General features: G+C 41.8%; 11 protein-coding genes. 8 read left to right on the top strand and 3 right to left on the bottom strand.

Annotated features, from left to right (window positions below; all coding sequences use genetic code 11):
- Nucleotides 1-109 precede the first annotated feature (109 nt).
- Nucleotides 110-493 (top strand): HEAT repeat domain-containing protein, encoded by a 384-nt coding sequence (locus tag TOL9009_RS0130615; protein ID WP_260675997.1) that lies wholly within the window; start codon nucleotides 110-112, stop codon nucleotides 491-493.
- 223 nt (nucleotides 494-716) lie between these two features.
- Here the strand turns inward: TOL9009_RS0130615 and mfd are convergent, their stop codons facing one another.
- Nucleotides 717-4,325 (bottom strand): transcription-repair coupling factor, encoded by a 3,609-nt coding sequence (gene mfd / locus TOL9009_RS0130610; RefSeq protein WP_029637239.1) that lies wholly within the window; start codon nucleotides 4,323-4,325, stop codon nucleotides 717-719.
- 493 nt (nucleotides 4,326-4,818) lie between these two features.
- Here mfd and TOL9009_RS0130605 point away from each other — a divergent pair, with 493 nt between their 5' ends.
- Nucleotides 4,819-6,144: a hemolysin family protein gene (locus tag TOL9009_RS0130605; protein WP_029637238.1), complete on the top strand. Its 1,326-nt coding sequence runs from the start codon at nucleotides 4,819-4,821 to the stop codon at nucleotides 6,142-6,144.
- A 232-nt stretch (nucleotides 6,145-6,376) separates the two neighbouring features.
- Here TOL9009_RS0130605 and TOL9009_RS0130600 read toward each other — a convergent pair whose 3' ends face one another.
- Complete coding sequence (locus TOL9009_RS0130600; protein ID WP_029637237.1) at nucleotides 6,377-7,558, bottom strand: aldo/keto reductase; 1,182 nt, start codon at nucleotides 7,556-7,558, stop codon at nucleotides 6,377-6,379.
- A gap of 568 nt (nucleotides 7,559-8,126) precedes the next feature.
- Between TOL9009_RS0130600 and TOL9009_RS0130595 the strand changes: the two genes are divergently transcribed.
- Complete coding sequence (locus TOL9009_RS0130595; RefSeq protein ID WP_029637236.1) at nucleotides 8,127-8,354, top strand: hypothetical protein; 228 nt, start codon at nucleotides 8,127-8,129, stop codon at nucleotides 8,352-8,354.
- Between the two features lie 146 nt (nucleotides 8,355-8,500).
- Here TOL9009_RS0130595 and rpiA read toward each other — a convergent pair whose 3' ends face one another.
- Nucleotides 8,501-9,211, bottom strand: a complete 711-nt coding sequence (gene rpiA / locus TOL9009_RS0130590; protein ID WP_029637235.1) for a ribose-5-phosphate isomerase RpiA — start codon at nucleotides 9,209-9,211, stop codon at nucleotides 8,501-8,503.
- A gap of 182 nt (nucleotides 9,212-9,393) precedes the next feature.
- On the opposite strand from rpiA, the gene TOL9009_RS0130585 reads away from it, so the two are divergent.
- The 5 genes from TOL9009_RS0130585 to TOL9009_RS0130565 all read left to right on the top strand — a co-directional run bounded on the left by TOL9009_RS0130585 (nucleotide 9,394) and on the right by TOL9009_RS0130565 (nucleotide 13,836).
- Nucleotides 9,394-10,170 (top strand): MOSC domain-containing protein, encoded by a 777-nt coding sequence (locus TOL9009_RS0130585; RefSeq protein WP_038298093.1) that lies wholly within the window; start codon nucleotides 9,394-9,396, stop codon nucleotides 10,168-10,170.
- Between the two features lie 193 nt (nucleotides 10,171-10,363).
- Nucleotides 10,364-11,932: a CPBP family intramembrane glutamic endopeptidase gene (locus TOL9009_RS0130580; protein WP_029637233.1), complete on the top strand. Its 1,569-nt coding sequence runs from the start codon at nucleotides 10,364-10,366 to the stop codon at nucleotides 11,930-11,932.
- Between the two features lie 672 nt (nucleotides 11,933-12,604).
- Nucleotides 12,605-12,880: a TM2 domain-containing protein gene (locus tag TOL9009_RS0130575; protein WP_029637232.1), complete on the top strand. Its 276-nt coding sequence runs from the start codon at nucleotides 12,605-12,607 to the stop codon at nucleotides 12,878-12,880.
- A 190-nt stretch (nucleotides 12,881-13,070) separates the two neighbouring features.
- The gene (locus tag TOL9009_RS0130570) at nucleotides 13,071-13,334 is read left to right on the top strand and encodes a TM2 domain-containing protein (RefSeq protein ID WP_029637231.1); all 264 of its coding nucleotides are present in this window, start codon (nucleotides 13,071-13,073) and stop codon (nucleotides 13,332-13,334) included.
- A 163-nt stretch (nucleotides 13,335-13,497) separates the two neighbouring features.
- Nucleotides 13,498-13,836, top strand: a complete 339-nt coding sequence (locus TOL9009_RS0130565; protein ID WP_260675996.1) for a DUF2752 domain-containing protein — start codon at nucleotides 13,498-13,500, stop codon at nucleotides 13,834-13,836.
- The last annotated feature ends 57 nt before the right edge of the window (nucleotides 13,837-13,893 follow it).

Raw genomic sequence — 13,893 nt, 5'->3', positions numbered from 1 at the left:
CAAAAGTAGACCTATCTTTTCTTACCATAAATTGCTACATATTATATTCAATAGGCTTTCCAGGCTATTTTGTCGCCCCGTCAGGTTGCAATGGGATTATTTGAATTATTTGAAATGGACAGAACCCGCAGCGTTAATGTTGGGATTGTTGGATGATGAGGGTTTGGCGCTGCGTGTTGTGAGGTTAGCTTTACAGGTTGATTGGAACTTGGGGGCAAGGTTAGCGGGGGAAGTTAAATTTAAGTGGCAAAAGCAAACAGTTGGTTTATTTGAAAGTTTAAATTTTTCTGTTCTCTTAAAAATTAAATTTTTAGAAGAAACCAAATCAGAAGCCGCAATTCCCGGTTTAATTAAACTTCTCGAAGATAAAGATTCATCTGTACGTTGGAATGTCGCATCTGCACTGGCAAAAATCAAATCAGAAGCCGCAATTCCCGGTTTAATTAAACTTCTCGAAGATAAAGATTCATCTGTAGGTAGAAATGCCGCATAAATATCGGTACTGCGGGAGATATCACGTTGGGTAATTTGTCTTCCGGTAGTTGAGGGTTAAAAATTATTCAGTAGAGACGTTCCGGTGGAACGTCTTTACAGCGTTTTGGGTTTTACACATGTACCAGTAAGAACGAGCGCGTTTTTTAACGCAAAGGAACGCAAAGGTAAGCGCAGAGTGACGCAGAGTTTTTTTAAGAGGATTCGCAAAGCGAAATTCTGTACTACGCTGCTTCGGGTAGGGCGCCTTGCATTTTCGCGAAAGCATCGATGAGGTGCTGCAACTGTTGATCTGCTTTGAGAACTGCTAAACCCCGCACGGTGACTTTACCAGGTGAGAAAACAAAGCGCGATCGCATTGACTCTGATAAATTCGCTGCTAACAAATTCCAAGCAGGTTCTTCCATCGGGGTTTCTAATACGATATGCTGTTTAGCTTCGGGTTTAATCCGGCTAAATCCGAGATTCTTTGCTAGCTGTTTCAATTCCATGACTCGCAACAGTTGATTTGCTGGCTTGGGAATTGTACCAAAGCGATCGCTCCATTCGGCAGCAATCATCGATAATTCTTGTTTACCTTTCGCTGCTGCTACCGCACGATAAGCGCTCATCTTTTGATCCAAATCGGGGATATAATCAGCAGGAATAAACGCTGTCAAATTCAGGTCAATTTGAGTATCATCAACTTTGGGAATTTCCTGTCCGCGAATTTCTCGAATCGCTTCTTCCAGCATTTCCATATACAAATCAAAGCCGATCGCTTCCATTTGACCAGATTGTTCTGCACCTAGCAAGCTACCTACACCCCTAATTTCCATATCCCGCATTGCCAATTGATACCCAGAACCCAGCTGCGTGAATTCCTGAATCGCTCGCAAACGCTGGCGGGCAGCATCAGATAGTTCTCGCTGTTTCGGGTAAAATAACCAGGCATGAGCTTGTATACCCGCACGTCCTACCCGTCCCCGTAACTGGTATAATTGCGCTAAACCAAAGCGATGAGCATCTTCAATTAAGATGGTGTTGACTCGCGGAATATCCAAACCAGATTCAATAATTGTTGTGCAAAGCAGGATATCAGCATCGCCATTGCCGAAAGTGAGCATGGTTGATTCTAACTCGCTTTCATCCATTTGACCGTGAGCGATCGCCAATCTTGCCCCTGGTATCATTTCTCGCAATTTTGTTGCCGTTTCTTCAATTCCCTCTACCCGTGGAACTACATAAAAAATCTGTCCACCTCTGTCTAATTCTTGACGAATCGCCGTGCGGACACTTTCCGGGTTTAGCGGTGAAAGATGAGTTTGAATTGGGCGCCTTGATGGAGGTGGTGTAGTAATTAAACTCATTTCCCGAATTCCCGACAAGGACATATATAAAGTCCGGGGAATCGGAGTTGCAGAAAGAGTCAGCACATCAACTTGAGTTTTCAGGCTTTTAATTTTCTCCTTCTGATTTACCCCAAACCGTTGTTCTTCATCCACCACCAAAAGTCCTAAATCTCGGAATATCACACCTTTACCTAAAAGTTGATGTGTGCCGACAACTACATCTAATTCACCCGTTGCTAATCGCTTTTGAATTTCCCGACGTTCTTCAGCACTGCGAAAACGGTTGAGTAAACCAACATTCACCGGATAGGGAGCAAAGCGCTCTTTCAAAGTGTGATAATGTTGCTGAGTCAAAATTGTTGTTGGTGCGAGGAGTGCAACTTGCTTCCCTGCCGTGACAGCTTTAAAAACAGCGCGAATTGCTACTTCCGTTTTACCAAAACCGACATCACCACAAATCAAACGATCCATTGGACGATCGCTTTCCATATCCCGTTTGACATCTTGCACTGCTTTAAGTTGATCCGTTGTTGGTTGGTAAGGAAAAGAATCTTCTAATTCCTCTTGCCACGGCATATCAGCAGGATAAGTAAAACCATGTTGTTGCGATCGCGCTGCATACAACTTTAACAAATCCACTGCCAATTTTCTGATGGCTTTGCGGACTCTATTCTTGGTATTTTCCCAAGCTTTCCCAGTCATCTTGTTAAGTTCTGGTGCTTTTTCCCCACTACTGCGTAACCGAGATAAAGCACCAACTTGATCTGCCGCAACTCTTAACAACCCGTCAGCATACTGCACCACCAGATAATCACGAGTTTCCTGATTAATCGTTAAACTTTCCAGCTTGACAAATTTACCCACACCATGATTTCTGTGAACTACATAATCCCCCGGACGCAGCTTTTGAGGGTCAACTTGCTTAGAAGCAGCTTTGCGACGCTTGCGGATATAACTGGGACTAGCTAGAGAATGTTGTCCAAAAAATTCCCGATCTGTGACAACAACCATCCGGAATGTCGGCAGAATAAAGCCTTCCAACTCTGCCAACCCAGAATATTTTAAAGCGATCGGTGTGTGATTAATTTGTAGCTTGTCGATCGCAAAATAATCGCGGGGATTAGGAATAAATTGTGCTGGACAATCGTGTTCTTGCAAAAGAGACACAGAACGACTTGGTTGAGCGGAAATCAACCACACAGAAAAATTGCGATCGCGTTCAGCGCGGAGAGTTTCGGCAAGTTTAGCAAATTGATGCGGTGTAACGGGAACAGCTCTACTAGCAAGATTAATACCGCTATTTTCTTCTACCAGTTCCGATAGATATAATGTTTTAAATTTTGCCGCATCTGCCAGAGAATCATCAAAGGAACGATGAATTTTCGGTAATATTGGCGCCGTAGAGACGCGATTAATCGCGTCTGTACAAATGCGATTAATCGCGTCTGTACAAATACGATTAATCGCGTCTGTACAAAATTCGGGAGTGGGGGAAGAATCTTCCTCATTGCCCATTGCCCATTGCCCATTGCCCAATCCCCATTGTTCCTCAGCATTTTCTACCCAGCGATCGCTATGAGCATGACACTGTTCTGGTTCATCAATGGCAATTAAAGTATTTTCGGGTAAATAATCTAGCAAAGAAGCCGGTTTCTCAAAAGCTAAACCCAAAAAGCGACGACTTCCTTCTAATACTTCTGAGTCAATTTCCAACTCAGCACGATCTTTGAGTGCTGCCATCACAATCGGAGCAAAGCTAGTAGGAGTGAGAACTAACTGGTCAATTTTGTCAAGGGCAGAACGTTGAGTTGAAGGGTCAAATTCGCGTATTTGCTCAATTTCGTCGCCAAACCATTCTAATCTGACTGGCAATTCTGAGGAAACTGGAAACACATCAACAATATCACCCCGCCGACTCCATTGACCTTCCATTTCTACCATCGGCACTCGTTCGTATCCCAAAGTAGCTAATTTTTCACCAAAGCTACTGGAATCAAATTCCATCCCCCGCTTGAGAGTCAGACAGAAAGGTTTAAAAGCTGCTGGGGGTGGTAAATGAGGTTGCAACGCTCTCTCCGTCGCTACAATCGCTACTTTGGGTAATTGAGAATTGGTAATTTCTTTTTTCCCCATTCCCCAATCCCCAGTCCCTAGTCCCCAGTCCCCAGTCCCCAAATCCGCCAAAACTTGCATTTGTCCCCAAGTCATTTCCCTTTCTGGGTCAAAGGGTTCGTAGGGGGACGCTTCAGAGGTAGGGTAAAAATGTACCGTTTGCCATCCCATAGCCTCTAACTGAGCATAAACGCGTCCAGCTTCTTCCAGAGTGGCACACACCACTAACAAATTTTGTTTATCAGTTTGCGCGATCGCCGAAGTGACAAAGCCTTTAGGTAAGCGGGAAATGCCACTTAACCGTAAATTACGTTGTCGATTTAACTTAGAGACGAGTTCAGTGGTGAGAGGCGATCGCCCTAACGCACGTACAATCGAAGAAAATGCCATAAGTTCTACTATATATGGAAGTCGTTGCTCTTTGCAGGCGCAGGGTGCCTAACTCAACTATTTTAAAAGTGTCAAGAGACATAGTACTCTTGCTTGAGAACCATTAGTTACTAGTACAATAACCACTAACTAATCGCTAAGATACGAACAGTATTCTACTTGAATGGCACTAATGACTAGTTTTTTTGCTTGATCGATTCTTTTATTATTGGAACACCTTCGATACTAGATACTAATAAAGTATGGAGTATGGAGTATGGAGTATGAAGTATGAAATGACCCTACCCCTAAAGGAATAGGACATCAAGGCTGTAATTTTGATTTGTTTCGCCCACTATTGCATCCTTGCATGTACGAATTTCTCACTTTATCCTTCTCCCTTGGCATCAGCCTCTCTATGAAGGAGAAGGGGAGACGCAAGGAGCGTTCATCCTTTACACTTCAAACTTCTTTAGTCAAGCGCAGTTAGCCGATATATTGGCAATTCTACCGAATGTCTCCAACTATAGAAATTCTAATAATTTTCTTACTAATTTTCGCCAACGGTCTATTTGTCATGTCCGAGTTGGCGGTTGTTTCATCACGCAAGGTGCGCTTGCAACAGCTTGCGGAGCGAGGTGATCTTAAAGCCCGTGCTGCTTTAGAACTAGCATCTTCCCCAAATCAGTTTTTAGCGATCGTCCAAGTGGTGATCACACTCTTGAGTATTTTATCTGGTGCTTATGGTGAAGAGACGATTGCTAAGAGAATAATACCTATCTTAGATTTTATCGCTTTTCCCAACCAGTATAGGGAACAGCTCGCGAAGGGTTTAGCAATTTTAATTATTACTTATCTGACACTGATAATTGGCGAATTAGTACCTAAGCGGCTGGCATTAAACCACCCAGAACCAATTGCCAGTGTAGTTGCTCTACCCATGCAATTATTAGCCAGAATTGGCTCACCTATAGTTTATTTATTAGGTGCTTCTACGGATACAGTTTTGCGGATATTGGGTGTCAGACCATCTACAGAGCCACAAGTTACAGAGGAAGAAATAAGAGTCTTAATCGAGCAAGGCACAGAGGAAGGAACCTTTGAGGAAGCAGAACAAGATATGGTGGAGCGAATATTTCGCTTAGGCGATCGCCCCGTCAGTTCTTTTATGACACCCCGTCCCGATATTGTCTGGCTGGATTTGGAAGACTCAGCAGAAGAAAACCGCCTAAAAATTGTCGATAGTGCTTATTCCCGATATCCAGTTTGTCAAAGCGGACTTGACAATGTGCTTGGTGTCATTCCCGTCACAGACTTGTTAGCTCGAAGTTTCTCTAATCAAGAACTAGATTTAACTGTGGGATTGCGACAGCCGGTATTTGTGCCAGAAAACACTCATGGTTTGAAAGTTTTGGAGTTATTCAAAGAAACCATAACTCACATAGCGTTGGTAGTTGATGAGTACGGTGTAATTCAGGGATTAGTAACACTCAACGATATTATGAGCGAAATAGTTGGCGATGTTGCTTCTGCTGACGATGATGAAAATCCCCAAGCAGTACAACGCGAGGATGGTTCTTGGTTATTGGATGGCATGTTGCCTGTAGATGAGTTTTTAGAACTTTTCGAGATGGAAGAGTTAAAGTTTGACGAACGCGGTAGCTATCAAACATTAGGTGGTTTTGTGATCACCCATTTAGGACGTATCCCCGCAGCTGCGGATAATTTTCAATGGCAGGGTATGCGTATTGAGGTGATGGATATGGATGGCAACCGTGTTGATAAGGTTTTAGTAGTGCCAACAGGGGATAAATTGGCTGATTCGACAGATAAAAATTAGGGACTGGGGACAAGGGGGACAAGGGGACAAGGAGACAAGGGGACAAGGGGACAAGGGGGACAAGGAGACAAAGGGGACAAGGGAGATAAAAAGAATATAGCGTTTCCTAATCACATGAGTTACATCATAGCCCCCTCCTCGCTTGCGGGGAGGGGGTTGGGGGTGGGGTTCTTGTACCTCACTCAACCGAGAACCGCTATATTTCTTCTTTCTCCCCCTCTCGCCCATTGCCCTATTCTTGAGACAAACGCGTAACCGCTTCCCCTCCCAACATTTGATGCGCTTGTGCAAGGAAGTGGGGAATTTTGTCAGCGTGGGGACTGTGGATAAGACATTGCTGCAAGTTGAGTTTGTCTACTTGGTCTGCTTTGTTGCCGGGAAACCAGTCACCAGCATTACCAAGGAGGTTGTAGCGCATTTTGGCATATTCGAGCATATCATAGGCGATCGCTAAATTCCTCAACCACAAAATCACCGGAATATTTACGTTTCCTGGTGTTTCCTCATGAGTAGGCAAATTGACATTCCAAGTTTTCACCCAATCCTCTCCCAAAGTAGCGATCGCTTCTTCTTCCAAAGCAGCCAAAATCGATGGTAAAATTTCTGATGCATGATCCAGCAATTCTAAAGTCTTCAAATGCTCGTCAAAATTTTCGGGTTTTAACGCTCCCAAACTCAGAGTATGCACCTCTGGATGACTCAAACAAAACAAATCATTAAACACCATCGGACTCAAGGGAGCGCAAAGATTTACTAACTTTTGTGGCGGTTCGTATAACTTTCCCCCTTTATCTGATGGGCTAATAATAAATACGCCCATATCATGGCGATTTGCTGCTTCTATTGCCGCCCAATTATTTTGATTAATATAATACCAATGCAAGTTAACATAATCAAATTGACTAGTATTAATTGCCTCAATAATAATATCTGTTGCTCCATGCGTAGAAAAGCCAATAAATTTAACTTTTCCTTGCGCTTGCAGCTTCCTAACCACATCCAAACAGCCACCGGGACGAATACAATAATCTAACGTTTCCGGATTATTGATCCCGTGTAACCCCAGCAAATCTATATAATCTAGCCGGAGATTTTCCAGCGACTTTTCAATCTTGCCTTCAAACTCTTTGGCATCTGCTTGAGGATTAACTTTAGTTTGAACAATCAACTTTTCGCGGGGAAATTTCGGCAATATTTGTCCCAACTGCATTTCAGAAGTACCATAACCACGAGCAGTTTCAATGTGATTAATGCCAACTTCTAAAGAACGTCGAATCGTAGCTTCGAGATTTTCTTGATTGATACTTGGAATTTCCGACTGCGGAACATCCTGCCATTTATATTGATATCTCATACCACCGCAGGAAAAAACCGGCATTTCTAATTCTGTGCGTCCAAATCGTCTATATAGCATCTGTGAATTTTGAATCTTGGAATTTTCGATACTACCTTCATTACTATGATGACAAAAATCCAGTCAATAAGTATTTATAACCACAGATGCACCCAGATAATTAATCTTAAATTTCAAATTATCAAACTACATGCTTACTACAAAACCTTACTAAGGCTTATAAATAGGACAAACGATGTAGTACGTCAATGGAATTTTTGCGAAATATAAAAAATAACCTCAAAAATCAGAAACATAAATGGTTAGATGTGAAGTCTTTAAAAGCGACACACTTGATCAAAAAGTGGTTGTGTGAATTAACGGCACTCAGCCTTATATCTTTAGCTAAATGCTTACACATCATGTTCAGTCTGTGAAAAAGTTAACTGTTTTTCCAACTTCTATCCCAAAAGTGCATAACTTGATTTTGCTCACACCATTAAAAACATACAAGGAGAAGCAAAGCTATCCCAGTTTAACTGACTTTCAGTAAATTAAGTTATAACTTAATTCACACAAGAAAACTTTTGTCAATGTCTAAGTCCAAATCTTATTAGTAAAACCACAAAATAATTATACGGAGGAACTAATGCAGCAAAATTCAACTACTCAAACAACAAACAACAACCTTGATTTACGCTCCCATAACCTACACAATTCTGTGAACAATGTTATGGGAGCTTTGATTATTATGTTTCCCATTATGCTGTTTGTAGGGGTGAAAGCTTATAAAGGATATCGTGTTGCTGTTTTACGCAAACGAATAGCAACTTTAGAAAAATTATGGCATTTAGATGTCAAAAACAATAAATTTTAAATGAGTTAGTGGTTAGTTGTTAGTGGGGATTTGAAGAGGGAGAAAGGGTAAAGGGAAAAGGGAAATAAAAAGAAGTTTTGTGAATTTTACTTGCCAATGCCCAATGCCCAATGCCCAATGCCCAATGCCCAACACCTAACCAATTACTAAATCTGTCTGACTAAGGGTTGACCATCTTTGACTTCGCCAATTAAAACTAAATCTGCACAGTTGACAAAGATGCCATTTTCTAATACGCCAGGAATGTTATTGAGCGTTTTTTCCAGGTTAACGGGATCGTCAATATTGTCAAATGTAACATCAAGTACCATATTGCCTTGATCGGTGATGACTGGTCCAGCTTTTCTTACACCCATCCGAAGTTCTGGTTTACCACCAAGCTTTTTAATTGCGTTAATAACCGGAGTAATTGCCATCGGTATAACTTCAACAGGCACGGGGAAGCTAGAACCCAATCGCTCAACTAACTTACTACTATCGACAACGACGATAAACTGATTTGCTAAGTAGTCTACTACTTTTTCGCGGGTATGTGCGGCTCCGCCACCTTTAATCAAATTCTTTTGGGGATCAACTTCATCAGCGCCATCAATGGCGATATCGATGTGGTCAATAGCATCTAAAGTGGTGAGAGGGACACCGTACTGCTTTGCCAACACTTCTGATTGAAACGATGTCGGCACACCAACAATATCTTTAAGTTCACCAGACTTGAGGCGATCGCCTAAAAATTGTATTGTATATGCTGTGGTTGACCCTGTACCCAACCCCACAATCGAACCTGATTTTACTAAATTGGCGGCGGCTTTGCCAACTTCTTGCTTCATCAACTTCACCGGGTCTGCTGCTGCGGTCATAACCAAACTCCTCAAAAACTGGCTATAGTCCATCTTAGTGGTCAGCTGCCACTTGCGGATAGAGGGCATGGAGCATTAGACATCTCCAGAGTCATACGTAGAGACGTAGCATTGCTACGTCTATTGGGTTCGGGCAACGCATAATTAATTTATGTAGATGTCTATTGTAATGAGGTGCGATCGTGCCAAAATTAGCCAAGATTATTATCTACCCGATTAAGTCACTCGATGGTGTTGCAGTCAATCAAGCAATAATTCTTCCTGGTGGAGCATTACAGCATGATCGTGAGTTAGCCATCGCTGACGAAAAAGGAAAGATTGTGAATGCTAAACGTACTGCGAAAATACATTTAGTGCGATCGCGATTTGACTTGCAAAATCGAACCGTCTCGCTGCAAGTTATGGGAACCAAAAAACAACTTTTTCAATTGGACGAGGAACAGAAGGGGATAGAAGGTTGGTTAAGTGACTTTTTTGGCTTTAAAGTCAAATTGCAAGAAAATTTGTTTACGGGCTTTCCAGATGACTTAAATGCACCAGGACCTACAGTAGTAAGTACCGCAACTTTAACAGAAGTCGCTTCCTGGTTTCCGGATATTAGTGTAGAGCAAATACGCGATCGCTTTCGTGCAAATCTCGAAATTGACGACGTACCCCCATTTTGGGAAGACCAATTATTTGCCGAAAAAGGTGATATTTTCCCCTTTCACATTGGAGATGTGCTATTTGAAGGTACTTATCCTTGTCAGCGTTGTCCTGTTCCAACACGAGATGCTTTTACTGGGGAAACTTACCCGAACTTTCAGAAAATTTTTGTCGAAAAACGTCAACAAACTTTACCAAAGTGGGCGAATTTATCTCAGTTTAATCACTTTTACCGATTGACTGGGAATACTCAAATACCTGCATCGCAAGCCGGAAAGATTTTAAAAGTCGGTGACGTTGTTCATCGAATTTAAGGCAATATTAACTGCCGATACTCTGCTTGCTTACTCAAACGGCACAGCCAAATTGCGTAACTGGAAAGGCGAAATGTACACTTATGTAGATCCTGTTTAGTCAATTTCTGGTGAAATCTATCCACCTCCTACTTGCGAGTGCGATAATTCCCAAGAGGGACGCGCAGGGGCAGTAGTTAATTAGGGGGGAGAGATGACAATTAAGCGATTAATTTTAATGGTGTTGACGCTGGTTGCGATCGCCATAGCTGGTTTCTCTTTATTTAAGAGTTGGCAAGAGCCTCAATTCCAAAGTCGTCTGGAACTGTATCAAACAAATATTGCATTGCAAGCGACACAATGGGAACCGCCAAAGGATGACAGCAGCAATTTGAAGCCAGTTCGTGAAGCAATACTCGGTGAGAAACCTCTAGAAGCGGCAACAAAGCAGTATCAAGATGTGCGTGAAGCTGCTGAAACTAATTTGGAAAAAACCAAAAACCAATTAGCAAAGCTGGAATCTCAACCGATTACTACTCCCACCATCCCTAAACCGGAAATTCCCCCCGCTACTAACACAAACCGCGAACTACAGCAAAAACAGTTGCAGCAGTCGCAAAATCAACAACAAAAATTTATTGCCGAATTAGACTTGCGACTGGGAATTTTACAAGCACAGCAAGGACAGTCACAAACAGCCATCAAAACTTGGGCACAATTGCCAGAATCAAACATCGATTTGAAATTGAAGGAAACTGCTGCTGTATTGACTGGGTTGTGGAGCGATCCTCCGCGTTTGTTGCCAAATGCTCAACAACTGATTCAAGAAAATTTAGAAGGTTGGTTTAGTTCTACAGCTCTCACCCAGCTTTATCAACTCCAGCAACGACAAGAAGCACTTTCAAGCCTCGAAGTTGCAAAACAAGCGTCGGCTTATCAAGCTTTGGTGAAATTAGCAATCATCGGCACAATCCCCACTCTAACAGTTTTGATCGGTATGGGACTGCTGATTTTTTTAATTGGTCAGCGTTTGATCAAGGGAAAAACCGCTTTATTAGCTGAAAATGGCGATCGCATTTGGACAACACCTTGGGATGTGGAAACAATTTTGCAAGTCTTAGTTGTCGGCTTTTTCTTGTTCGGACAACTTGTAGTGCCTATTTTGTTATCACTGCTCCCGATTTCGCGTCCTGTAGATAATGTCAAAATTCAAGCTTTCTATGTCTTAGTTACTTACTTGCTGCTATCATCGGGTGCGTTATCAGTGCTGTATTTTTCGCTTAAGCCCTTTTTGCCGCTAGAGTCGGATTGGTTTCGCTTTCGAGTGCTAGACAAGTGGTTTTTATGGGGATTCGGTGGTTATTGTGTAGCTTTTCCCATAGTCGTGGTAGTATCTTTGATTAATCAACAATTATGGCAAGGACAAGGTGGCAGTAATCCCTTGCTGCAACTGGCGCTAGAAAGCCAAGATACTACAGCACTCAGCATATTTTTCTTTACAGCAGCGATCGCCGCACCTTTATTTGAAGAAGTTTTATTTCGCGGCTTTTTGTTGCCCTCCCTCACTCGTTACTTTTCTGTGTGGGGAGCAATTTTTATTAGTGCTTTGTTATTTGCGATCGCTCACCTCAGCTTATCGGAGATTCTCCCCCTGTCTGCTTTAGGAGTTGTTTTAGGAGTTGTTTACACGCGATCGCGCAACCTCCTCGCTCCCATGCTCCTCCACAGTCTCTGGAATAGTGGTACATTACTCAGCTTATTTTTACTTGGTAGTAATAAATAGTGATTCTTTTGTACGGTTGACAAAATCTATTATGAATGTAAGCCTATAACCAACCAAATGTAGAGACGCGAAATTTGAGGCAGTGCGTTGCGCGGGTTCCCCGCGTTGAAGCACCTGCCGTCGCGTCTCTACACATCTAGAATTCTCACCAATAATCCTTAACACCAATCGTATTGAAATAAAACCTAGCTTCTCTCTCCTTGCGATCGTAGAGAGATTTAGGGTGAGGTTTTATATTTCATCTGCTCGACCTACTTACAGGTAAGGAAGATTATTCTTCCCACAAAAGAATACTGTTATAAATGCTTTTGTAAAGCGTTTATAACAGCGTTCTACTTATTGTTGCAACAATTTCAGAAAAAAATCCGGAAAAGATAGACTTTACTTGTAGAAAGTCATATAGCAGAGCAGATTTTGACGATTATTGCGATTAATTCTTTGCAAATAAAATTATCTCGCGTCACATGAGCTAAAGCTACTGTCCTGGGATTTTATCTCGCTTCAAAGTTACGAATACTCATTCAGAATAGGAATGGTTTTAAACGATACCTGAAAAACCCTTCTATTTATGATTCCAGCGTTGCTTATGCAATCGTGGCACGCTACGTATCGCAATTTTTAATTACACGAAAATTCCGAACTTTTAGACATCGATAAAAGAGCAACATTAATATGGCAAATCTCAATTCCAGTCAAGCTAACAAACAACTTTTAGCTGGTTACTGTGGCATTATTTTCGGTGGTTTTGGCGTTCATAAGTTTATTCTTGGGTACACTCCAGAAGCCCTAATTATGCTGCTTGTTTCGGCAGTTGGCGGTTATTTCACCTACGGCTTTAGCTTGTTAATTATGCAACTTGTAGGTTTAATTGAAGGCATGATTTATTTGAACAAAAATCATCAAGAGTTTATTAATACTTACTTTCGCAATAAGCAGGGCTGGTTCTAGAAATTATTGGTTTCAAATTAGATAGATAGTGCTAGTGGGTAGATAATGCCAGGTCAATTTACAAAGGCTTATACATATTTATCTTAGGCAAAATTTTTCAAAGTTCTGATTTTAGTAAATCTACGGATACGAGGTGATAATTCCAACGTTAATATCGATGCATTATCTTTAATGTAGGAGTTGCATCCGAATGGCAAATATTAACGAAACTGATGCTAGCAAAAAAGTTTCCGCTGGCATCTGCGCTATCCTTCTAGGTGCTCTTGGCGTTCATAAATTTATTCTTGGTTACAACACCGAAGGCATTATTATGCTGCTTAGTACTCTGTTAACCTGTGGCTTGGGTGGGGCAGTTATGGGTGTAATCGGCTTGGTAGAGGGAATCATGTACTTAAGCAAGTCTGATGAAGAATTTATCAGCACTTACATCGTCAATAAAAAGGGGTGGCTCTAAGAAGTTGTGATTTTTGAGTACGCTGGTGTTTGAATTAACTTTTTATCCTCTGTCATACCACGGTAAATTGATGCGTTGCAGCATATTCGGATTTTCTTGTGCTCCGCTAATTGGTACGTATTTCTACAACCAAGGTTATAAAATACCTTTCTTAGTGTGCCCAGTGCGACACTGGACTGGTATTCCTTGTCCTACTTGTGGTATGACTCGCTCTTTTATGGCGATCGCACGAGGAAATTTGACCGAAGCTGTGACACAACATTTGTTCGGACCAATTTTATTTGCTGGTTTTTTACTCGCAACAGTTCACATTGCTTTAGAGCTATTAATCAGACACCGCATCACAGTATTTTATTGTCGATTACTAAAATTGAGAAAGTTACAAGTGCTAGGTTTATTTGTAGTGTTAAGCTACCATGCCCTTCGCCTATATGACTCATCACAGACTGGGGAGTTATATGTAAATTTTATTAACTCACCTTTGGGTCAACTACTGCCTTAACGTAGTAACGGCTTAAGCCGTTAAAATCCTAAACGACGAGCGGTAAACCGCTCACTA

The organism is [Scytonema hofmanni] UTEX 2349 (assembly GCF_000582685.1).
GTDB classification, from domain to species: domain Bacteria; phylum Cyanobacteriota; class Cyanobacteriia; order Cyanobacteriales; family Nostocaceae; genus Hassallia; species Hassallia hofmanni.
This window is presented reverse-complemented; position numbering and strand designations above follow the sequence as displayed.